The following is a 20,610-nucleotide window of genomic DNA, read 5'->3' as shown; positions in this document are numbered from 1 at the left end:
CCGATGCCCGGCCGCGCCCTCGTGCGTGACGCGAGACCGGTGATAGCCTGCGGACAACCCGCGAATCGGAGGGGGAGCCGTGCCGGAGCGGATGCTGCCGCCTTCCGACCAGCCGAGGTCGGAGCTGGACCGAGCGCTGCACGATCTCGTCGACCGCGCCGACGACGTGACCGCCACGCAGGGCCGCCTGCGGGCGTTGCTGCACGCCACCCAGGCCGTGGTGGAGCCCATCGAGCTGCCCATGGTGCTCGAGCGCATCGTCCGGGCCGGCGTCGAACTCGTCGACGCGGAGTACGGTGCGCTCGGCGTCGTAGCGCCCGAGGGCGGGCTCGAGGAGTTCATCCACGTGGGCATGGCTCCCGATGCGGTGGCGCGGATCGGTCACCTTCCCGAGGGCCACGGCGTGCTCGGGGCACTCATCGACGACCCGCGTCCCATCCGGCTGCGGCACATCTCCGACGACCCGCGCTCGGTGGGCTTCCCCAAGGGGCATCCGGCGATGGAAGCATTCCTCGGCGTGCCCATCCGGGTACGCGACGACGTCTTCGGCGACCTCTACCTCTCGAACCCGCGAGCGGGCGAGTTCACCCTGGAGGACGAAGACCTGGTCACGGCTCTCGCGGCGACCGCGGGCTTCGCGATCGCCAACGCCCGGCTGTACGACGAGACGCGCGTGCGGCAGTCGTGGACCGCGTCGTCGGCGCAGATCACGTCGGCGCTGCTCGGCACGGCGAGCGCCGCGGCGGTGCCGATGCTCGCAGACGAGCTCATCGCGCGCACCGGGGCCGACCGCATCTGCATCGTCGTTCCGGGCCCCGACCCGCTCACGGTCCGCGTCGCCGAGGCGCGCGGCCTCGGTGCCGAGACGCTCGGCGGTGCGGTGATCCCGTGGATGCGCACCGCCGCCGCGGTGGTGTTCGAGAGCGGGGAGTCCCGCGCGCGACCGGGCGGGCGGGCGGGAAGCACCAGCGATGCGTTGGCCGTCATGGACGGCGACGGCGTCGGACCGACGATGTTCCTGGCCCTGAAGAACCCGTCCTCGGCTTGGGGCGTCGTGGCCGTGGGCCGGGCCCCGGGCAAGGGGCACTTCACGCCGGCCGAGCTCGGCATCGGCGACGACCTCGCCAATCAGGTGGGCCTGGCGATCGAACTGGCGCGCGCCCGCGAGGAGCGCCAGCGGGCGCTGCTCGCCGACGACCGTTCCCGCATCGCGCGCGACCTGCACGACCACGTCATCCAGCAGCTGTTCGGCGCCGGTCTCGAACTCCAGGCGCTCGCGGGCTCGACCCCGGAACGGGAGCTCGCCCGGCGACTCCAGTCGGCGGTCACGACGCTCGACGACACCATCACGCAGATCCGCACCATCATCTTCGCGATGTCGCCGCGCCCCGAGGCCGACAGCTCGCTCCGCCGCCGCCTCCTCGACATCGCGGCCGAGTGCTCGCCATCGCTGCCCCAGCCCATCGCGGTGAGCTTCAGCGGACCCGTCGACCTCATCGTCACCGGCGATGTCGCCGAGGACGTCGCCGCCGTGTCGCGGGAACTGCTCACCAACGCCGTCCGGCATGCCTCTGCCTCCACCGTGCGGCTCTCGATCGTGGCGAACGAGACCGCCGTGCGCGTCACCGTCGACGACGACGGCACGGGCATCCCCGCCTCGGGCCGGCGCAGCGGCCTCGCGAACGTGCAGACCCGCGCCGAACGCCGCGGTGGCCGCCTGCACATCGATTCCGAGCCCGGTCGCACCACGGTGCGCTGGACGGTTCCCGCGGACCCGGTGGATGGAGTCGACGCATGACGCGCGTGTTCCTTGTGGACGACCACGAGATCGTGCGGCGGGGGGTCGCCGAGCTGCTGCGACGCGAGGACGACCTCGAGGTGGTCGGCGAGGCGGGCGACGTCGCGCGGGCCCTCTCCCGCATCGACGCCACCCTGCCCGACGTCGCGCTGCTCGACATGCGGCTGCCCGACGGCGACGGCGTCGCGCTGTGCCGCGAGATCCGGTCGCGGCATCCCGAGATCCGGTGCCTGATCCTCACGGCGTACGACGACGACGAGGCCGCGATGAGCGCGGTGCTCGCGGGGGCGTCGGGTCACGTGCTGAAGGACATCAACGGCTCGAAGCTCGTCGACCACGTACGAGCCGCCGCGGGGGGGCGGAACCTGCTGCATGCCGCCGCCACGAAGCGGGTGGCGGCGAGCGCCGCGGCCGAGGATCGTGACGACCCGCGCTTCGGCTCCCTCAACCTGCGCGAGCGGCAGGTGCTCGCCCTCATCGCCGAGGGCCTCACCAACCGGCAGATCGGCGAGCATCTCGACCTCGCCGAGAAGACCGTCAAGAACTACGTCTCGGGCCTGCTCCGCAAGCTCGGGTTCGCACGGCGCACGCAGGCAGCCGTCTACCAGCTCGAGCACCGCGACCAGCCGCGGTGAGCGGATGCCACGAGGTCGACCCCGCGGCATCCGTCGTCCGGGCCACGCGGTCAGCCGACCGGCGCGACCCGCCGTCGCTGGAACGTGCGACCACTCACCTCGCGTGGGGTGATCCGCACCCACCGGGTCTTCTCCTCGGGAGCCCACGGGGTGACGCCGAGCTTCTCGGCGGCCTCGACCTCGCCCCGACGGTCGAACTGCTCCGCCGTGCCCTTGACGACCACGCTGAACGCCTCGGCGTCGGTGAACCCGTCGACCTCGAATGCGACACCCTCGTGGATGGTCAGCTCGATGAGCTTGGTGCCCGGCGACGTGCGGAACACGATCGTGCGGGCATCGGCGCCGTGCGAGTCGACCGCGTGATTCACGGGGAAGATGTCGACCTCGCCGGCCGCCGCCGCCGCGACACGCCCGAAGGATGCCTCGGCGATGCGTTGCCAGCACTCGTCTTCGGTGAGGGCTCGAGTCGGCGGTCGGTCGTCAACGTCGTCTGTCATTCCTCGAGTCTCGCGGGCGGATCATCCGTCGGCAAGGCCCAAGGTCCCGAGACCGGGCCGGACAGGCCCAGGACCCCTGTCAGGCCCGCGAACGTCACGAGGCCGCGCCACCTCCGGCGTCGGACGGCCCGCCGCGGTTGATCGAGATCTTCCGCGGGCTCGGCAGTTCCTTGAACGGCACCGTCACCCGCAGCACGCCCGTCTCGAACAACGCCGTCACGGCGTCCTCATCGGCCTGCTCGGGCAACTGGATGCGGCGGTAGTAGCTCGAGCTCGATTCGCGCACGACGTACTTCTTGCCCTTGTCCTCTTCCTTCTCGTGCTTCTCGGCGCGGATGACGAGCGCGCCCTGGTCGACGTCGATCTCGATGTCGCCCTCCGCGAATCCGGGGAGGTGCGCCTCGACGGTCAGCTTCGAGTCGTCCTCCGTGAAGATGTCGGTGGTCGGCAACGGCCGTCGGCCCAAACCGAACAACCCCTCGGAGAAGAGTTGCTTCTGCAGCGCCGAGAGCTCGGCGAACGGGTCGAAGCGGCTGAGTGATCCAGCCATGGTGGCTCCCTTCATGAGCGATGCTCAACCGGTGTGCTTCGAACGTACGAGCCCACGGATGCCGGGGCCGGGCCGAAGGTCCCTCGTCGGCGCCCCTGGGCCAAACCCATGTGACCTTCGACCCGATGTCGGCGCCGCCTGCTGGGGCAGCCTGCCGTCATGTTCACACGCATCGTGGTCGGCTGGGACGGCACGCCGGAATCGGAGGCCGCACTCGAGTGGGCGGTCGCCCGCGGAGTCGGAACGCCGCTGAAGATCGTGCGTGCGATCGGCGGCACGGCCACGTCGGGCGAGTACCAGCGGGCGGGCGGCGAACTGTCGACCGAGCGCGTCCGACTCATGGAGGTGGCCGAGCGGCTTCGTGCCGGCCGGCCCGACCTGAGCATCACGACCGAGACCGAGCATGGCTCGCCGAGCAGCGCGCTCGCCGAGGAGCTCGGCCCCGACACGCTGGTCGTCGTGGGCGCACCAGCGACGCATCGGGGCTCCCGCTGGACCGTGGGATCCCGACTGGCCGGCCGTCACGGCGGGGGAACCGTGGCGGTCATCCCGTCGGCTCCGACGACGGGCGCACGTTCCGCCGTCGTCGTCGGAGTCGACGGCTCCCCCGCGTCGATGCGAGCCGTCGAGACGGCCGCCGCCGAGGCGAAGCGCCTCGGCGCCGACCTCGAGGTCGTGCACGCGTGGAGCATCCCACCCGGGTGGAACGCGGCCTACGGCGAGTACGTGGGCGACGTCGAGGCCCTCGAGGACATGCACCGCGGCGTCCTCGACGAGGCGGTCGAGTTCGCCAGGGGCCTCCACTCACGCGCGACCGGCCGGCTCGAGCCCGGGCCTGCCGCCGAGGTGCTGCAGCGGGTCGCGGAGGGCTCGGCGCTGCTCGTGGTCGGCAGCCACGGCGGTGGCAACGTCGTGAGGTTCCTCCTGGGCTCGGTGAGCCACGAGCTGCTCGTCTCGCTACCGGTGCCGCTCATGATCGTCGGGCCGCGGGACTGACCCTCGCGTCACATGAGGTCCTCATCCTCGAGGCCCGGCGACACGTCGATCGGCTCGGCGGGCACCGGCGCGACGGCGACGGGCACCGACGACCTGGCGAGCACGTGTTCGCTCACCGACCCGAGGAACAGGTCCTCGAGCGGGCCCCGACCGCGCGATCCCACCACCACGAGGGCGGCGCCGCGCGCGGTCTCGAGGATCGCGTCGGCGGCCGACCGCTCGTTCGGCACCACGTTCACCGGGGTTTCGGGGTGACTCGCGCGGATCCGCTCGGCCGCGAGTTCGAGGTCGCGTGGCAGGTCGCCGTGGCCGGCGTGCACGATGGTCAGCGCGGATGCCGCGTGCCGCGCCTCGCGGGCGGCGAACGCCATGGCGGCCTCGCCGGCGGCATCCATATCCCACCCGGCGACCACGCCGGTGCCGCCGCCCTCCCACGCGGTCGGGACCACGACGAGTACGCCCTTCGTGCGGCCCGCGAGGCGCAGTCCGAGCGGCAGGTGCGCGAGCTCGTCGATGGCGTCGACATAGGTCATGCCGATGACGACGAGGTTGGCCGACCTCGAGGCGTCGAGGAGCTCGTCGACGATGTCGCCCTGGCGCATGACGACGCGCACCGTGGCATCCGGAAGCCGCTCGCGCAACCGCTCGGCGACGCGATCCAGCCGCTCCCGACGTCGGTCGCGCTCGACGTCGGGGTATCCCGCCGCCAGCGGCACGTGCTCGAGCACGGTCGTCACCTCGACGTCCACGCCGAAGTGCCGCCACCGCTCGGCCACCCAGCGTTCGGCGACCGCGTTGGCGGCGCCGCCGTCGAGGGCGAGGATCACGTGATCGGTCATGATGCGACCTCCTGTCGTTCGGGTGCGTCGATCCGCACGCGTTCCAGGTGCTCGGGCACGCGCACCTGCCAGTGGAGCTCCCGCTTGATGCGGGCGCGAAGGGTGTCGGACGCGACGGCCTCGCCGTGCGTCACGTAGACCATGTCGGGCGGCTCGTCGACGGTGCGCATCCACGCCATGAGCTCGTCGGCGTCGGCGTGCGCGGACATGCCGTCGATGGAGACGACCTCGGCGCGGATCGGCACGTCCTCGCCGAAGATGCGCAGCGACGTCGCACCGCCGAGGAGCGTCGAGCCGCGGGTGCCGCCCGCCTGGTAGCCCGTGAGCACGATCGCGTTGCGGCGATCGGGTCCGTAGGCGACGAGGTGGTGCAGGATGCGGCCGCCGGTCAGCATGCCGCTCGCCGAGACGATGATCATCGGTCCGCCGCGAAGGTTCAGGAGCTTCGAGTCGTCGACCGTGTGCACGGGCGTGGCGAGCCCATACATGCGCGCGAGCTCGTCGGAGTCGAGCCGATGCTCCTCGGGGTGGCGTCGGTAGATCGCGGCGGCGTCGACCGCCATCGGGCTGTTCAGGAAGATGGGGAGGTCGGGGATCTCGCCGCGATCCCGGAGGCGCGACAGGTGCAGGAGCACGGTCTCGGTGCGGCCGACGGCGAACGCCGGGATGAGCACGACGCCGCCTCGCTTCGCGACTCGGCGCACGACGCTGCCGAGCTCTTCCTCGACGTCGGCCGGGGGATGCAGTCGGTCGCCGTAGGTGGACTCGGCCACGAGCACGGATGCCGACTCGAGCGGACGTGGAGGGTGCATGAGCGGGTCGTTCGGCCGGCCCAGGTCGCCCGTGAAGTGCACGACGGATCCGCCGACCCGCACGCGGACGCCCGCGGCCCCCAGGATGTGGCCGGCCGGCACGAGGGTGAATACGAGCTCTCGCCCGATCCGGCGGGTCTCGTCGAAGTCGACGGGGACGAACCGCTCCAGCGACCGCGTGGCATCCGCCGCCGTGTACAGCGGAGTCGGGTCGCGGTGGGAGGACCAGCGGCCGGATGCCGCGTGCCTGGCCTCCTCCTCGAGGAGGTACCCGCTGTCGGGCAGGATGACCCCGCACAGCTCGGCGGTGCCGCCGGTCGTGTACACAGGTCCGTGGAATCCGTTGCGTACGAGCGCGGGAAGGTACCCCGAGTGGTCGAGGTGGGCGTGGGTCAGCACCACCGCATCGATGGACTCGGGCGGCACGGGGAACGGCGCGCGGTTGCGCTCGCGGAGCACCTTGAAGCCCTGGAACAGCCCGCAGTCGACGAGCACCCGGGTGTCGCCGGTGTCGATGAGGAACTTCGAACCGGTGACGCTGTCGGCCGCGCCGAGGAACCGCAGGCGTGCCGCCATCGGGATCAACGCCCGTGCACGACCAGCACCGGGCAGTGCGCGTGCTCGGCGCACGCGGCGCTGACCGATCCGAGGAGCAACCCGGCGAACCCTCCGTGTCCGCGGCTGCCGACGACGAGCATCTCGGCGTACCTCGACTCGTCGATGAGCGTCTCGGCCGGGCGCCCCAGACGGATGCGGGTCGCGAACCACTCGGGCAGCTCGGTGCCGAACACCTCCTCGGCCGACCGCGCGACGATGCGCTCGGCGTCGTCCTCGGGCGTCCAGTCGATCTGCGGGTAGTACCCGCCGTAGATGAACACCGGGTAGTTCCACACCGCGAGGGCACGCACACGGAGGCCCAGCTTCGGCGCCAGGTCGGCCGCGTACCGCAGGGCCGCCACCGACGACTCGGATCCGTCGACGCCGACGATCACGCCCGGGGGACCCGGTTCGGGCTCATGGCTCGGCTCTGGTGGATTCGGATCCCTCGGTGTCTCCGCCATGTCCGAATCATCGCCGCAGGGGAGCGTGGGAGATCGGGCCGAAGGTCACATGGGGTTCCCGGTCAACCCCTGCGGCGCCGGGCGGCGACCTCCGTACGGTGGGGGCATGACCGACCGAGGGGGCAGTCATGACCATCACCCGACGACCGAAGGGCTCGCGGCATCCGTGGACCTGCTCACCGACGACGACGTGCAACTCGCCCTCTTCCTCATGTACGAGCTGCACTACGGCGGGCTCGAGGACGTGTCCGACTCGTGGGAGTGGGATCCGCGCCCGCTCGCCGTGCGCGTGCCGATCGAACGCGAGTGCGAGTTCGAGGAGACGCTCCGGCGCTCGGTGCGGCAACCGGTCGCCACGCGTGGCGTGCCCGAGGCCCTGTTCGCGCTCGTGGGCGACGACGGATCGCCGGGCCTGTCGGCGTTCGTCGAACGGGATGCCACCGCAGCGCAGGTGCGCGAGATCCTCGCCTGCCGCTCGATCGGTCGCTGTTCGGCCTGCACCGGCGGCGCTTACGCGGCGCGATCGTCGGCCACCTCGCCGCATACGAGATGACGTCGTCGTTGCCCTGCCGCGCCTACGCGAACGGCTTGCGGCGGCTGGGCTTCGGCGAGGACGTCGCCGACCACTTCGACGAGCACGTTGAGGCCGACGCGGTGCACGAGCAGCTTGCCGCTCGCGATCTCGCCGGTGCGCTCGCGGAGGAGGAGCCGCACCTGGCCCGCGACCTCCTGTTCGGCGTGGCGGCGTGCCTCTCGGTCGACGGGCGGCTCTGGGGCGGCCTGCGCGAGCGGTTCGAGCGTGGCGAGTCGGCGCTGCGGAGGCCGCTGTGACGGGCGCCGAGGCATCCGCTCGCTAGGCATCCGCTCTGCACGCTCGCCCCGCTGGCCCGTTCTCGATCACGGCGTGCCCCGACGGGCCGCTGCTGGTGCGCGGGCCGAGCCGGGCGTCGATCCCTGACTGATTGCGACACGGATGCTGTCCTGGCATCAATGCCGGAGTCCACCCCAGCGGCTCCATCGATGACGGGCCGTGAGGTGGGCAGCCGGCGGTTCGCGAACGAGGCGCGAGGGCTGAGCGGCATCCGTCGTACGCTGAAGCCACCATGCGCTTCGGAACGCTCGAGTTCGCTCCCGCCCGCGAATCCCCCTCGCTCCTCGCCGCGCCCACCGCCGCCGCCCTCGAGACCGCAGCGGCCGCGAGCGGAGCGGATACCGCGAGCGGAGCGGAGGTGCTGCCGATCGCCCGGCCCGGCTGAACCCGAGGCCGTGCGCATGTCGGCGGACGGGTGCAGACTGGCAGCATGTGCGGACGCTTCGCCAACGACGCCAAGGTCGACGAGATGATCCAGGAGTTCGTCGCACAGGGCGGCGACTACCGCGACTGGCGGCCGCAGTACTCGATCGCCCCCACCCAGGTCATCCCGATCGTGCGCGAGCGCCAGAATCGCGACACCGGCGAGGTCACCCGCTCTGTCGATGCGGCCGTGTGGAACTTCCACCCGTCGTTCATGAAGGAGTCCAAGCGGCCGCAGTTCAACACCCGCATCGAGACGGTGGCCAGCAACGGGCTCTGGAAGGGCGCGTTCGCGTCATCGCGCTGCCTCGTGCCGATGCGGGGCTACTACGAGTGGACGGGCGAGCCCGGGCACAAGCAGGCCTTCTTCCTGCACGGCGAGCAGCCGATGCTCGCCGCGGCCGGTATCTACACGGCGCGGAAGGTGGGCGACGGGTGGGAGGTCTCGACCTCGATCGTCACGCGCGAGGCCCGGGATGCCTCGGGCGAGGTGCACGACCGCATGCCCGTGTTCCTCGACCGCGACGCGTGGGACGAGTACCTCGCGCCCGTGAAGCTCGACGACGCCGGCAAGGAGCACATGGTGGCGCTGCTCGATGCCGAGTCCGAGAAGGTCGCGTCGACCATCGCCAGCTACGAGGTCGACCGCAAGGTCAACAACTCGCGCACCGCCGACCCCGAGGATCCGTCGCTCATCGAGCCGCTCGACTGATATGTAGCTCGTTTTGTCAGGGGCAGGGTGAAGCGGCGGCCGGGCTGGCTGCTCGGCGGCCGCTTCGTCGTTCGTCTCGGGGGGTCCCGGTGAACGAGTCTTCGGTCGGTCCATGCTGGCCAGGGACCAGCACCAGCCGGCGAGCTCGCGCGCGATCGCGGTGTTCGCGACGGTGTGCTTCTTGCGGGACGAGGTCAAGACCTTCCAGCGGTGGTGCAGGCGCCGGTTCCCGGCGTCCCCGCGTGCGGCCGCGTCGTGGGTGCTCCTCGCCCACCGGTCGGTCATCGTCTTCCCGGCGACGTCATCGCGGCGCCGGTCCATGCTGACCAGGAAGTCACCCTCACTCATCTGGCACGACGCCACCGCCATCACCAGCCCGATTCGCCCCGGCGGCGGACCTTCACCCCCCCGACAGCGAACGGCGGTATCCCAAGGTGCCACCGTTCCGTTGTGGTGCGCGAGGGGGGACTTGAACCCCCACACCCTTGCGAGTACTGGCACCTGAAGCCAGCGCGTCTGCCAATTCCGCCACTCGCGCACGTGGGGCGCACCGGAGTGCGCCAACCAACCGAGGTTATCACCTCGACCCGGGCAATCGCCATTCGGCGACCGGCAGGCGGCGGCCCGCGACATCCGCCGCTCGCCCGATGCTTCCGTTCGCGCGCAGTGCGACCGCTACAACGAGCACCCCGCGCGGGAACGGAAACATGGGGTGACAGGGGTGAGGTACAGGCCCGGCCCCGGTGACCCTTCAGGATTGCTTCGAGTTCCACTGCCACTTGCGCTCGCCCCGTCGCACGGGAATAGCATCGATCAGCGGGTCCGGTGCCCCGACCGACACGACGAGAGGACGACCGTGACCGCGCACGACACCTCCCCCCATTCCATGAACCCCCCTTCCGAGTCCACCGTGCCCCAGAACCTCGACCTCAGCGGCATCCGCGGCTACCTCTTCGACCTCGACGGCGTGCTCACGCCGACCGCCGTCGTGCACATGCACGCCTGGTCGCGCCTGTTCACGCCGTACCTCGAAGAGCACGGCGCCGCGCCGTACACCGACGCCGACTACTTCGCCCACATCGACGGCAAGCCCCGCTACGACGGCGTGCGCAGCCTCCTCGCCAGCCGCGGCATCGTGGCGCCGGAGGGCGAGGTGACGGATGCCCCTTCCGACGACACCGTGCACGGCCTCGGCAATCGCAAGAACGACGCCTTCAACGCCACGCTCGCTGAAGAGGGCGTCGAGGCCTACCCCGCGAGCGTCGCGTTCCTCGACGCGGTACAGGCGAGCGGATGCCACGTGGCCGTCGTCTCGAGCTCGAAGAACGCGCCCGCCGTGCTCAAGGCCGCCGGCCTCGCCGACCGGTTCGAGGTCGTCGTCGACGGCGCCGTGGCCGCGCGCGGGGGCCTCCCCGGAAAGCCCGAGCCCGACACCTTCGAACGCGCCGCCGAGCTCCTCGGCCTGCCCACCACGGCCTGCGCCGTCGTCGAGGACGCCGAGTCGGGCGTGAAGGCGGGAGCTGCCGGCGAGTTCGGCATCGTCATCGGGGTCGATCGCGGTGTCGGACGCGATGCCCTCGAGAAGCTCGGCGCCGACGTGATCGTCGACGAGCTCGACGAGCTCATCCCCGCCGTCGAGCGCGCCGCCGCGACATCCGCGGATCTCGATACGCGTCCGGCTGCGCCGGGCGGCGCTACTCGACCAGCGAACGACCCCTCCCCCAGCACCGCCCGAGAGGAACCCGCGTGAGGTTCGCCGACCACGACCCCCTGAACCGCACGCGGTTCCCCATGGATGAATGGGCGCTCGTCGAGCACGAGTTCGGCGTCGACGACATGGGTCGCACCGAGACGCTGTTCGCCGTTGGCAACGGCTACCTGGGCCTCCGCGGCAACGTCGAGGAGGGCCGCGACGGCCACTACCACGGCACGTTCGTGAACGGATTCCACGAGACCTGGCCGATCCGGCACGCCGAGGAGGCGTTCGGGTTCGCACGCGTCGGGCAGACGATCGTGAACGTCCCCGATGCCAAGATCATCCGGCTCTACGTCGACGACGAGCCGCTCGTGCTGACCGAGGCGGAGCTCCTCTCCTACGAGCGACGCCTGGACTTCCGGCTCGGGGTGCTGAGCCGGTCCATCGAGTGGCGCACGCCGTCGGGCAAGCGCGTGCTCATCACGAGCCGGCGCATGGTGTCGTTCACCGACCGTCACCTCGCGGTGCTCGACTACGAGGTGGAACTGCTCGACGCGGATGCCGCGGTCACGCTCACGAGCCACATCCTGAACCGTCAGGACGGCCGCGACGAGTACCGGTCGGGTGTGCCCGAGACCGCTGCCGGGTTCGACCCGCGCAGGGCCGAGCAGTTCAACGAGCGCGTGCTCCAGCCGCGATTCAAACGGGCCGAGAACGCCAGGTACGTGCTCGGCTACCAGACCACGAACTCGAACATGACCCTCGCGGTCGGCGCCGAGCACTCGATCGCGACCGAGAATCCGTACACCGAGACCGGCTCGATCGGCGACGACCTCGCGAAGCACATCTACCGGGTGCACGCGAGCCGCGGCAAGCCGATCCGCATCACCAAGACGATCAGCTACCACACCGCCCACAAGGTGCCCTCCCGGGAGCTCGTCGATCGCTGCGATCGCACCCTCGACCGCGCGGCCGAGCTCGGCGTCGCCGAGGTGTTCGACCAGCAGCGCTCCTGGCTCGACGACTACTGGACCCGCTCCGACGTCGAGATCGAGGCGCAGCCGGCGATCCAGCAGGCCGCCCGCTGGAACCTGTTCCAGCTCGCGCAGGCCACCGCCCGCACCGACGGCGGCGGCGTCGCCGCGAAGGGCGTGTCGGGCTCGGGGTACGGCGGCCACTACTTCTGGGACAGCGAGATCTACGTACTCCCGTTCCTCAGCTACACCGCCCCGATCGTGGCACGCAACGTGCTGCGCTTCCGGCAGCGGATGCTCGACGCCGCCCGCGGCCGGGCGATGGAGCTGAACCAGCACGGGGCCCTGTTCCCGTGGCGCACGATCAACGGCCAGGAGTCGAGCGCGTACTACGCGGCCGGAACCGCGCAGTACCACATCGACGCCGACATCTCCTATGCACTGTGCCAGTACGTCGCAGCCACCGGCGACGAGGATTTCCTCGCCCGCGGCGCGATCGACATCCTCGTCGAGACGGCCCGCATGTGGGAGGACCTCGGCTTCTGGCGCTCGAACGCCGACGACGTGTTCCACATCCACGGCGTCACCGGGCCCGATGAGTACACCACGGTCGTCAACGACAACCTCTACACGAACGTCATGGCGCGTGCGAACCTCGCCTCCGCCGCGAGCGCGGTCGACAACCTGCAGATGCTCGACCCGATCGCATACCACAAGCTCGTCGAGCGCCTGGGGGTCACCCCTGGCGAGGTCGCGAGCTGGCGTCGCGCGGCCGCGCACATGCACATCCCCTACGACGAGCAGCTCGGCATCCACCCCCAGGACTCCGCGTTCCTGCAGAAGGAACTCTGGGACCTCGAGAACACGCCCGAGGACCGCCGGCCACTGCTGCTGCACTACCACCCGCTCGTCATCTACCGCTTCCAGGTGCTCAAGCAGGCAGACGTCGTGCTCGCGCTCTACCTGCAGGGCGACCGGTTCTCCAGCGAGGACAAGCGCGCCAACTTCGAGTACTACGACCCGCTGACCACGGGCGACTCGACGCTCTCGGCCATCGTGCAGTCGATCATCGCCGCCGAGGTGGGCTACCACGAGCTCGCCATGCGGTACTTCCGCTCGGCGCTGTTCGTCGACCTCGCGGACCTGCACCACAACGCCGCCGACGGCGTTCACGTCGCGTCCACTGGCGGGGTGTGGAGCGCCCTGGTCTCGGGCTTCGGCGGGTTCCGCGACCACAACGGCGTCTTCACGATCGATCCGCGGCTCCCCGACGACTGGACGCGTCTCACCTACCGCGTCACGCTCCGGGGCACGCGGCTCCGCGCCACGCTCGAGCCCGAGTCGATCACGTTCACCGTCGAATCTGGCGACGGCGCGCACGTGAAGGTCCGCGGCCTCGATGTCGTCATCGGCGCCGGTGCCCCCGTGACCGTGCCGCTCGAGGGGCAGGGGCCGCGCCTCTACGGCGCCCCTACCATGCGAGACGTCACCGGATCGCGCCGCGCCGACGGCACGCTGCTCACGGCGTCGATCCCGACCCTCTCGCTCGACGTCGACGAGGAGGAACTGCCGGTCGCGGTGGACTGATCGCGGGTGTTCCCAGCCGCTCGGGCTACCATGTCACACAATCACGGAAACCGGATCGGGAGACCTGTGGGCCTACTGGACAACTTCGAGAAGGGTCTCGAGCGCGCCGTCAACGGCGCATTCGCGAAGACCTTCCGCTCGGGGCTGCAGCCCGTCGAGATCACCGCGGCGCTCAAGCGCGAGATCGACACGAAGGCGGCGGTCGTCTCGCGTGACCGCGTGCTCGTGCCCAACATGTTCTCGGTGCGGATGTCGCCAGCCGACCATGACCGGATGGCCGGGCTCGGTCCCGCGCTCATCGACGAGCTCACCGACCTCGTGCAGAAGCACGCCGCGAGCCAGCGCTTCCAGTTCGCGGGCGGCATCTCCATCGCGCTCCAGGCCGACCCCGGCCTCACCGAGGGCATAGTGCAGGTGGACTCGCGCAACGTGAAGGGCCAGGTCGCGTGGACCCCGGTCCTCGACGTGGGCGGCACCCGCCATCCGATCCTCAAGGGCCACACGGTCATCGGCCGCGGCAGCGAAGCCGATGTCACGCTCGACGACTCCGGTGCTTCGCGGCGCCATGCCGAGGTGCAGTGGGACGGCACCCGCGCCCGCGTCCGCGACCTCGGCTCCACGAACGGCACGCAGCTGAACGGCGCCCCGGTGAAGGAGGCCGTGCTCGAACCCGACTCCGTCATCACCATCGGAAGCACCCGCATCGTCTTCCGCGTGCTCGCCCAGGCATCCGCTCCGGCCCCCGGTGGCCGACCCGACCCGGCAACCCAGCGCCACGACATGGGCGGATTCTGGGGGCCCGGCGAATGAGCGAACTCACCCTCCTTGTCCTCCAGCTCGGATTCCTCCTGCTGCTCTGGGTCTTCGTGTTCGCGATCGTGTACGCCCTGCGCAGCGACCTCTTCGGCCAGCGGGTGCGCAAGCTCCAGCCCGATGCTTCCGCCGCGGCGCCGGTCGCGGCATCCGTCTTCCCCACCGCCGGCACCTCCCCGGGGGCTCCGACCGCGGCCGCCTCGCACCCGGCTGCGCCCGCATCCGGTCCGGGCGGCGAGACCGCGTCCACCGAGAACGCGACGCGGCTCGTGATCACGAGCGGCCAGAAGTCGGGCGCCGAGTTCCCGCTCGGCCGCGACGAGATCACGATCGGACGCTCCAGCGACTCGGCGATCATCATCCGCGACGACTACACCTCCACCCACCACGCCCGACTCATGCTGTGGAACGGCCGCTGGATGATCCAGGACCTCGACTCCACGAACGGCACCTTCCTCAACGGCTCCCGAGTGACCGTGCCGACGCCGATCCCGCTCGGAGCCACGGTGAAGGTCGGAGCGACGACATTCGAGCTGCGGCGGTAGCCCATGGCGACGGTCAAGGCGAGCGCCGCGGTCTCGCACGTCGGGCGAGTCCGCTCGAACAACCAGGACTCCGGCTACGCCGGGCGCCACCTGTTCCTCGTCGCCGACGGCATGGGCGGTCACGCGGGCGGTGACGTGGCGAGCGCGATCGCGACGAGGCGCATCGCCGAGGCCGACGACGAGTACCCCTCGGCACCGGATGCCGCGGCGGCCCTCGAGGGCACACTGGTCGCCGCCAACCGCCGACTCGCCGAGACCGTCGCCGAGCACTCCGAGCTCACCGGCATGGGCACCACGGTGAGCGCGCTGCTGGTTCAGGGCGACCGCGTGGTGATCTCGCACATCGGCGACTCCCGCATCTACCTGCTGCGCTCGGGCGAACTCAGCCAGATCTCCACCGACCACACGTTCGTGCAGCGGCTCGTCGACGCCGGACGCATCACCGCCGAGGAGGCGATGGTGCACCCTCGGCGCTCGGTGCTCATGCGCGTGCTCGGCGACGTGGAGAGCTCGCCCGAGATCGATTCGATGGTGCTCGACACGCGCCCGGGCGACCGCTGGATGCTCTGCTCCGACGGCCTCTCCGGCGTCGTCTCGTTCGAAGACCTGCACGAGTTCCTCTCGGCCGACGCCGGCGCGAAGCAGGTGGCCGACCGGCTCGTGAAGGCCTCGCTCGACGGTGGTGCGCCCGACAACGTCACCGTCGTGATCGTCGACATCGGCGAACCGCCCGCTCCGGCCACGCCGCCCCTCGTGGTCGGCTCGGCGGCAGCCCCGCTCGCGTTCGGTGCGGCGGCGGAACCGGTGCGACCCCGCGGCATCCGTCTCGCCCCGTTCCGGCCGCACCCCGTGCAGGAGACGCACTTCGAGCCCGACTCCGAGGACTACTTCGACGAGCTCATCGAGGAGGACGAGCGCCGCCGCCGGCGTCGGCGCTGGGTGTGGACCTTCTGGATCGTGCTGCTCATCGGCGCCATCGCGACCACGTTCGTGCTCGGCTACCAGTGGACGCAGACCCGCTACTACGTGGGCGAGTCGAACGGCCGCGTCGCGATCTTCCAGGGCATCCAGCAGGACCTCGGTCCCATCTCGCTGCACGAGCTGCACACCGAGACCACGATCGACGTCGCCGACCTGCGCACCTACGACCAGCAGCGCGTCGAACAGACCATCAGCGCGGGCTCGTTCGCCGAGGCCGACCGCATCGTGCAGCGACTGGAGGAATCCGTTGACTGACCAGCGAACCGCGGGCGGAGTCTCCACCGGCACGCCACCGGGCGGCGTACGCCGCATCCGACTCCCCCAACGACTCCGCAACACCGAGTTGTGGCTCCTGCTCCTCGCGAGCCTCATCAACATCGGCGCCATCCTGCTCGTGCAGTTCGGCACCCTGGGCCACGTCGACACGCAGGTCGCGCTGCTCGGGGTGGGCCTCGCGGTGCTCGCGTTCGGGCTGCACATCGCGATGCGGTTCGTGGCGCGCGATGCCGACCCGTTCCTGCTCCCCGTGGCGACCGTGCTCAACGGCCTCGGCATCGCCATGATCTACCGCATCGACATAGCCGACAACGAGGCCGGGTGGGAGAGCGCGTCGGTGCGCCAGATCGTGTGGAGCGCGATCGCGATCGCCGCTGCAATCGCGACGATCCTCCTGATCCGCAACCACCGCGTGCTGTTCCGCTACACGTACCTCTCGGGGCTCGTCGCGATCGTGTTGCTGCTGCTCCCCCTCGTGCCCGGAATCGGTCGCGAGGAGAGCGGCGCGCGGGTGTGGATCGGGATCGGCGACATCGCCACCTTCCAGCCCGGCGAGATCGCGAAGATCGCCCTCGCGGTGTTCTTCGCGGGCTACCTCGTGCGCAACCGGGACTCGTTGTCGATGGTCGGCAAGACCTTCCTCGGCATGCGATTCCCGCGCGCTCGCGACCTCGGGCCCCTGCTCGTGGTGTGGGCGCTCTCGATGGCCGTCATCGTGTTCCAGCGCGACCTCGGCACCGCGCTGCTGTACTTCGGCCTGTTCCTCGTCATGCTCTACGTCGCGACCAGCCGGCTCTCGTGGGTCGTGCTCGGGCTCGGCCTGTTCGTCGCCGGCGCCCTGGTGGCGAGCCAGACGCTCGACTACGTGGGCAACCGCTTCGCGAATTGGCTCGACCCGTTCAACCCCGAGCGGTTCGACCAGGACTTCGGCGGGAGCTACCAGCTGGTGCAGGGCATGTTCGGCCTGGCGAACGGCGGCCTCATCGGCACCGGCTGGGGACAGGGCCGGCCCGACATCACCCCGGTGCCGCAGAGCGACTACATCATCGCGAGCCTCGGCGAGGAGCTCGGCCTCGCCGGCATCTTCGCGATCCTCGCGCTGTACGTGCTGTTCGTCGCCCGCGGCTTCCGCATCGGGTTCGCCGGCCAGGACGACTTCGGCAAGCTCCTCGGCGTCGGTCTCGCGTTCGTCATCGCGCTGCAGGTCTTCATCGTCGTCGGCGGCGTCACGCGCGTCATCCCGCTCACGGGCCTCACGACGCCGTTCCTCGCGGCGGGCGGTTCCTCGCTCGTGGCGAACTGGATCATCGTCGCACTGCTGCTCAGGCTCTCCGACACCGTTCGCAACCATCCGAGGCTGGTGATCGAAGGATGAACCGCGAACTCAAGCGCGTGACGATCGTCGCGCTTCTCATGTTCCTCGCCCTGTTCGTGTCGACGACGATCATCCAGTACGTGCAGGCCGAGAACCTCGCCGCCGACCCGCGCAACTCGCGCACGCTGTACGAGAGCTACTCGGTCGAGCGTGGGCCGATCCTCGTCGACGGCACGCCCATCGCGTTCTCGCAGCCGTCCGACGACAACTACAAGTTCCAGCGCGTCTACGCGAACGGCCAGCTCTTCGTGCCCGTCACCGGATACATCCCCGTGAACGGCGAGGCGACCGGCCTCGAGGCGTCGCTCAACGATTACCTCAGCGGCCAGTCGTCGAGCCAGTTCTTCGACCAGCTGAACCGGCTCATCTCCGGGCAGGATCCGATGGGGGCATCCGTGGAGGTGTCGATCGATCCGGTGGCGCAGCAGGCCGCGTGGGACGCGCTGGGCGGCTACACCGGCGCCGTGATCGTGACCGAGCCGGCGACCGGCCGCGTCATCGCGATGGTCACGAAGCCCACCTTCGACCCGAACTCGATGGCGGTGCACGACGGGTCCCAGGTCGAGGCCACCTACGAGGGCCTCCTGGCAGACCCGAGCGACCCGCTGTTCAACCGCGCGACGGGCGGCGACATGAACCCGCCCGGTTCGACCTTCAAGCTCGTCGTGACCGCCGCCGCGCTGGAGTCGGGTCGATACACGCCGCAGTCGACCTTCCCGAACCCCGCGACGCTGACGCTGCCCGGAACCGACACGGTCGTGCGCAACTCGGGCGGCGGCACGTGCGGCGGAGGCGCGGAGGTGACGCTCGCCGACGCGCTGCGGCTCTCATGCAACATCCCGATGGCAGAACTCGGCATGGAGCTCGGCGACGCCGCCATTCGGGAACAGGCCGAGAAGTTCGGGTTCAATACCGAGTTCGAGATCCCCAACGCGACCGAGGCCAGCACCTACCCCCGCGTCCTCGACGAACCGCAGACCGGACTCAGCGCATTCGGCCAGGGCGACGTGCGCGCGACGCCGCTCCAGATGGCCATGGTGTCGGCCACGATCGCCAATGGCGGCATCGTGATGAACCCCAATCTGGTCGACGCCATCACGGCCCCCGACTTCACGCCGCTGCAGGAGTTCTCGGCCTCGGAATTCGGCCGCGCCATCAGCGAGCAGACTGCCGCCGCCATGGTGCAGATGATGGTGAACGGCGTCGAGAACGGTGCCGCGAGTAATGCAAGAATAGACGGCGTCAGCGTGGCCGGTAAGACGGGTACAGCAGAGAACGGTGAGAGTGACCCCTACACTCTCTGGTTCACGGGTTTTGCCCCCGCCGACGACCCTCAGTATGCGATCACGGTACTCGTGGAGGATGGCGGGGGACTTGGTCAGGAGGGGTACGGCAATCTCATCGCCGCACCCGTCGCAAAGCAGGTACTAGAGGCGGTGCTGAACAAATGAGACCGAGCGCAGGGCTCACCTTCGGTGGGCGCTACGAACTGCAGTCCCGGATCGCCATCGGCGGCATGGGCGAAGTGTGGCAGGCCACCGACCTGGTCATCGGCCGTCAGGTCGCGATCAAGATCCTGAAGGACGAGTACCTCGGCGACCCGGGCTTCCTCGAGCGCTTCCGCGCCGAGGCCAGGCACGCCGCGCTCGTGAACCACGAGGGCATCGCGAACGTCTTCGACTACGGCGAGGAGGAGGGCAGTGCCTACCTCGTCATGGAGCTCGTGCCTGGCGAGGCGCTCTCGACCATCCTAGAGCGCGAGCACGTGCTCTCCACCGACAAGGTGCTCGACATCGTGGCGCAGACCGCGGGCGCGCTGCAGGCCGCCCACGCCGCCGGCCTCGTGCACCGCGACATCAAGCCCGGCAACCTTCTCATCACCCCCGACGGGCGCGTGAAGATCACCGACTTCGGCATCGCGCGCATCGCCGACCAGGTGCCCCTCACCGCCACCGGCCAGGTCATGGGCACGGTGCAGTACCTCTCCCCCGAGCAGGCATCGGGACACCCCGCCTCGCCGACGACCGACATCTACTCCCTCGGCATCGTCGCCTACGAGGCGCTGGCCGGCCGCCGGCCCTTCACGGGCGAGTCGCAGGTCGCGATCGCCATGGCGCAGATCAATGAGACTCCGCCCGACCTGCCGGTCACGGTGTCCGAGCCGGTGCGGAATCTCGTCTACTCGTCGATCGCGAAGAACCCGGCCGACCGACCGCAGTCGGCGGCGCATCTCGCGCGTGCCGCGACGGCCCTCCGCCGGGGCGACGTGCAGGCCGCGGCCGCGGCCGTCCCCGCCGTGCTCGGCGCCGCCGGCGCCACGGCGGCGACCATGCTCATGCCCCAGCAGGGGGCCACGGCGGCGACCACGGTGCTGCCTTCGGCCGCCGGCGGTGCGGGCGGCATGAGCACGACCGAGACCGAGGAGGAGGAGGAGATCGAGCGCAAGCGCAGCCCGTGGACCTGGCCGCTCATCGTGCTCATCGCGATCCTCGCGATCGTACTCATCGGCACGATCATCGCGCTCGCACTCAACCAGGGCGACCGGAACGACCCCCCGACGACCACGACCCGCCCGACTGCGACGGCGACGCCGACGCCGACGCCGACCACTCCGCCCACGACCGAGGCGCCGCAGACGATCCAGATCGACCGGAACTCCTACATCGGCATGAACATCGACGAGGCGGCCGCTGCGATCGAGGGGCTCGGCCTCCCGGTCACGCGCCAGGCCGGTTCTCCCGCCACCGAGCCCGGACTTGCGAACACCGTCTCGGAGGTGAACCCGAGCGGACCGGTGCAGCCCGGCACCACCATCACGCTCACCTACCTCACCGATCCCGTCGCCCCGAGCGCCCCGAGCGCCCCGCCGACCACCGACGTCAACCCGGTCCCGGCAGACGTCGGGCAGATCACCGTCAGCTGGAACGTCCAGTCGTGCCCCTCCGGGCAGACCCTGAGCGGGTACGAGGTCGCCGTCACGGGCGACGCGTCCGTGCCGAACAACCCGGTCTTCGGACCCGGCACGACGAGCGCGCAGATCAACGTCGACGACGCGCCCGGCGGTTCGTTCGACGTCACCTTCCGCTACTTCTGCGGCCAGCTCGACTCCCCGTTCTCGCCTGCCCTCACGGTGCAGATCGAGCAGGCCAACGGGAACGGCTGACGGGGA

20 protein-coding genes and 1 tRNA gene are annotated in these 20,610 nt (G+C 70.5%); 15 read left to right on the top strand and 6 right to left on the bottom strand.

Annotated elements, in window-relative coordinates; all coding sequences use genetic code 11:
• Positions 1–79: 79 nt before the first annotated feature.
• Both IEX31_RS09290 and IEX31_RS09285 read left to right on the top strand, forming a co-directional pair.
• The gene (locus IEX31_RS09290) at positions 80–1,798 is read left to right on the top strand and encodes a sensor histidine kinase (RefSeq protein ID WP_229662223.1); all 1,719 of its coding nucleotides are present in this window, start codon (positions 80–82) and stop codon (positions 1,796–1,798) included.
• Positions 1,795–2,433 carry a response regulator gene (locus IEX31_RS09285; protein WP_188743152.1) on the top strand — a complete coding sequence of 213 codons (639 nt, stop codon included), beginning with the start codon at positions 1,795–1,797 and terminating at the stop codon, positions 2,431–2,433. Before IEX31_RS09290 ends, IEX31_RS09285 begins: the two co-directional genes overlap by 4 nt.
• A gap of 50 nt (positions 2,434–2,483) precedes the next feature.
• Here IEX31_RS09285 and IEX31_RS09280 read toward each other — a convergent pair whose 3' ends face one another.
• Both IEX31_RS09280 and IEX31_RS09275 read right to left on the bottom strand, forming a co-directional pair.
• Entirely contained in the window at positions 2,484–2,930 is a 447-nt protein-coding gene (locus IEX31_RS09280) for a pyridoxamine 5'-phosphate oxidase family protein (RefSeq protein ID WP_188743151.1), read from the bottom strand.
• Positions 2,931–3,024: 94 nt separating this feature from the next.
• Entirely contained in the window at positions 3,025–3,480 is a 456-nt protein-coding gene (locus IEX31_RS09275) for an Hsp20/alpha crystallin family protein (protein WP_188743150.1), read from the bottom strand.
• A 159-nt stretch (positions 3,481–3,639) separates the two neighbouring features.
• On the opposite strand from IEX31_RS09275, the gene IEX31_RS09270 reads away from it, so the two are divergent.
• A complete protein-coding gene (locus IEX31_RS09270; RefSeq protein ID WP_188743149.1) occupies positions 3,640–4,476 on the top strand; it encodes a universal stress protein in 837 nt (278 codons plus the stop codon).
• An 8-nt stretch (positions 4,477–4,484) separates the two neighbouring features.
• Here the strand turns inward: IEX31_RS09270 and IEX31_RS09265 are convergent, their stop codons facing one another.
• From IEX31_RS09265 to IEX31_RS09255, 3 genes are read right to left on the bottom strand one after another with little or no spacing between them, the layout of a single operon-like run.
• Positions 4,485–5,315 (bottom strand): universal stress protein, encoded by an 831-nt coding sequence (locus IEX31_RS09265; protein WP_188743148.1) that lies wholly within the window; start codon positions 5,313–5,315, stop codon positions 4,485–4,487.
• The gene (locus IEX31_RS09260; protein WP_188743147.1) at positions 5,312–6,703 is read right to left on the bottom strand and encodes an MBL fold metallo-hydrolase RNA specificity domain-containing protein; all 1,392 of its coding nucleotides are present in this window, start codon (positions 6,701–6,703) and stop codon (positions 5,312–5,314) included. The genes IEX31_RS09265 and IEX31_RS09260 overlap by 4 nt, the downstream gene beginning before the upstream one ends.
• A 5-nt stretch (positions 6,704–6,708) precedes the next feature.
• A complete protein-coding gene (locus tag IEX31_RS09255; protein WP_188743146.1) occupies positions 6,709–7,188 on the bottom strand; it encodes a universal stress protein in 480 nt (159 codons plus the stop codon).
• 106 nt (positions 7,189–7,294) lie between these two features.
• On the opposite strand from IEX31_RS09255, the gene IEX31_RS18830 reads away from it, so the two are divergent.
• From IEX31_RS18830 to IEX31_RS09240, 4 genes are all read left to right on the top strand, one after another.
• Positions 7,295–7,741, top strand: coding sequence for a hypothetical protein (locus IEX31_RS18830; RefSeq protein WP_229662242.1), 447 nt, complete (start codon positions 7,295–7,297; stop codon positions 7,739–7,741).
• Positions 7,657–8,019: an iron-containing redox enzyme family protein gene (locus IEX31_RS18825; RefSeq protein ID WP_229662239.1), complete on the top strand. Its 363-nt coding sequence runs from the start codon at positions 7,657–7,659 to the stop codon at positions 8,017–8,019. The genes IEX31_RS18830 and IEX31_RS18825 overlap by 85 nt, the downstream gene beginning before the upstream one ends.
• Positions 8,020–8,291: 272 nt before the next feature.
• Positions 8,292–8,444, top strand: a complete 153-nt coding sequence (locus tag IEX31_RS09245; RefSeq protein ID WP_188743145.1) for a hypothetical protein — start codon at positions 8,292–8,294, stop codon at positions 8,442–8,444.
• A 45-nt stretch (positions 8,445–8,489) separates the two neighbouring features.
• Positions 8,490–9,194 carry an SOS response-associated peptidase gene (locus tag IEX31_RS09240; protein WP_188743144.1) on the top strand — a complete coding sequence of 235 codons (705 nt, stop codon included), beginning with the start codon at positions 8,490–8,492 and terminating at the stop codon, positions 9,192–9,194.
• Positions 9,195–9,645: 451 nt separating this feature from the next.
• Here the strand turns inward: IEX31_RS09240 and IEX31_RS09235 are convergent.
• A tRNA-Leu gene (locus tag IEX31_RS09235) sits at positions 9,646–9,732 on the bottom strand.
• A gap of 348 nt (positions 9,733–10,080) precedes the next feature.
• On the opposite strand from IEX31_RS09235, the gene IEX31_RS09230 reads away from it, so the two are divergent.
• The 8 genes from IEX31_RS09230 (at position 10,081) to IEX31_RS09195 (ending at position 20,604) form a co-directional block, all read left to right on the top strand.
• Entirely contained in the window at positions 10,081–10,944 is an 864-nt protein-coding gene (locus IEX31_RS09230; RefSeq protein WP_188743143.1) for an HAD family hydrolase, read from the top strand.
• A 41-nt stretch (positions 10,945–10,985) separates the two neighbouring features.
• Positions 10,986–13,451 carry a glycoside hydrolase family 65 protein gene (locus tag IEX31_RS09225; RefSeq protein WP_188743220.1) on the top strand — a complete coding sequence of 822 codons (2,466 nt, stop codon included), beginning with the start codon at positions 10,986–10,988 and terminating at the stop codon, positions 13,449–13,451.
• 66 nt (positions 13,452–13,517) lie between these two features.
• Complete coding sequence (locus IEX31_RS09220) at positions 13,518–14,261, top strand: FHA domain-containing protein (protein WP_188743142.1); 744 nt, start codon at positions 13,518–13,520, stop codon at positions 14,259–14,261.
• Positions 14,258–14,809, top strand: coding sequence for an FHA domain-containing protein FhaB/FipA (locus IEX31_RS09215; protein WP_188743141.1), 552 nt, complete (start codon positions 14,258–14,260; stop codon positions 14,807–14,809). The genes IEX31_RS09220 and IEX31_RS09215 overlap by 4 nt, the downstream gene beginning before the upstream one ends.
• 3 nt (positions 14,810–14,812) lie before the next feature.
• On the top strand, positions 14,813–16,045 hold the full coding sequence (locus IEX31_RS09210) for a PP2C family protein-serine/threonine phosphatase (RefSeq protein ID WP_188743140.1): 1,233 nt from the start codon (positions 14,813–14,815) through the stop codon (positions 16,043–16,045).
• On the top strand, positions 16,038–17,441 hold the full coding sequence (locus tag IEX31_RS09205; RefSeq protein WP_188743139.1) for an FtsW/RodA/SpoVE family cell cycle protein: 1,404 nt from the start codon (positions 16,038–16,040) through the stop codon (positions 17,439–17,441). The genes IEX31_RS09210 and IEX31_RS09205 overlap by 8 nt, the downstream gene beginning before the upstream one ends.
• A complete protein-coding gene (locus IEX31_RS09200) occupies positions 17,438–18,892 on the top strand; it encodes a peptidoglycan D,D-transpeptidase FtsI family protein (protein ID WP_188743138.1) in 1,455 nt (484 codons plus the stop codon). The genes IEX31_RS09205 and IEX31_RS09200 overlap by 4 nt, the downstream gene beginning before the upstream one ends.
• Positions 18,889–20,604 carry a protein kinase domain-containing protein gene (locus IEX31_RS09195; protein ID WP_188743137.1) on the top strand — a complete coding sequence of 572 codons (1,716 nt, stop codon included), beginning with the start codon at positions 18,889–18,891 and terminating at the stop codon, positions 20,602–20,604. The genes IEX31_RS09200 and IEX31_RS09195 overlap by 4 nt, the downstream gene beginning before the upstream one ends.
• The last annotated feature ends 6 nt before the right edge of the window (positions 20,605–20,610 follow it).

It is taken from the genome of Agromyces bauzanensis (assembly GCF_014645655.1).
GTDB classification, from domain to species: Bacteria; Actinomycetota; Actinomycetes; order Actinomycetales; family Microbacteriaceae; genus Agromyces; species Agromyces bauzanensis.
Note: the sequence above shows the minus strand (reverse complement) of the source record. Positions and strands in the feature narration are given on the sequence as shown.

What these genes read in the sequence shown, in the direction of transcription:
- IEX31_RS09285 (WP_188743152.1), top strand. Translation starts at nt 1,795, where the DNA reads ATGACGCGCGTGTTCCTTGTGGACGACCACGAGATCGTGCGGCGGGGG.
- IEX31_RS09280 (WP_188743151.1), bottom strand. Translation starts at nt 2,930, where the DNA reads ATGACAGACGACGTTGACGACCGACCGCCGACTCGAGCCCTCACCGAA.
- IEX31_RS09275 (WP_188743150.1), bottom strand. Translation starts at nt 3,480, where the DNA reads ATGGCTGGATCACTCAGCCGCTTCGACCCGTTCGCCGAGCTCTCGGCG.
- IEX31_RS09270 (WP_188743149.1), top strand. Translation starts at nt 3,640, where the DNA reads ATGTTCACACGCATCGTGGTCGGCTGGGACGGCACGCCGGAATCGGAG.
- IEX31_RS09265 (WP_188743148.1), bottom strand. Translation starts at nt 5,315, where the DNA reads ATGACCGATCACGTGATCCTCGCCCTCGACGGCGGCGCCGCCAACGCG.
- IEX31_RS09260 (WP_188743147.1), bottom strand. Translation starts at nt 6,703, where the DNA reads ATGGCGGCACGCCTGCGGTTCCTCGGCGCGGCCGACAGCGTCACCGGT.
- IEX31_RS09255 (WP_188743146.1), bottom strand. Translation starts at nt 7,188, where the DNA reads ATGGCGGAGACACCGAGGGATCCGAATCCACCAGAGCCGAGCCATGAG.
- IEX31_RS18830 (WP_229662242.1), top strand. Translation starts at nt 7,295, where the DNA reads ATGACCGACCGAGGGGGCAGTCATGACCATCACCCGACGACCGAAGGG.
- IEX31_RS09245 (WP_188743145.1), top strand. Translation starts at nt 8,292, where the DNA reads ATGCGCTTCGGAACGCTCGAGTTCGCTCCCGCCCGCGAATCCCCCTCG.
- IEX31_RS09240 (WP_188743144.1), top strand. Translation starts at nt 8,490, where the DNA reads ATGTGCGGACGCTTCGCCAACGACGCCAAGGTCGACGAGATGATCCAG.
- IEX31_RS09230 (WP_188743143.1), top strand. Translation starts at nt 10,081, where the DNA reads ATGAACCCCCCTTCCGAGTCCACCGTGCCCCAGAACCTCGACCTCAGC.
- IEX31_RS09225 (WP_188743220.1), top strand. Translation starts at nt 10,986, where the DNA reads ATGGATGAATGGGCGCTCGTCGAGCACGAGTTCGGCGTCGACGACATG.
- IEX31_RS09215 (WP_188743141.1), top strand. Translation starts at nt 14,258, where the DNA reads ATGAGCGAACTCACCCTCCTTGTCCTCCAGCTCGGATTCCTCCTGCTG.
- IEX31_RS09210 (WP_188743140.1), top strand. Translation starts at nt 14,813, where the DNA reads ATGGCGACGGTCAAGGCGAGCGCCGCGGTCTCGCACGTCGGGCGAGTC.
- IEX31_RS09200 (WP_188743138.1), top strand. Translation starts at nt 17,438, where the DNA reads ATGAACCGCGAACTCAAGCGCGTGACGATCGTCGCGCTTCTCATGTTC.
- IEX31_RS09195 (WP_188743137.1), top strand. Translation starts at nt 18,889, where the DNA reads ATGAGACCGAGCGCAGGGCTCACCTTCGGTGGGCGCTACGAACTGCAG.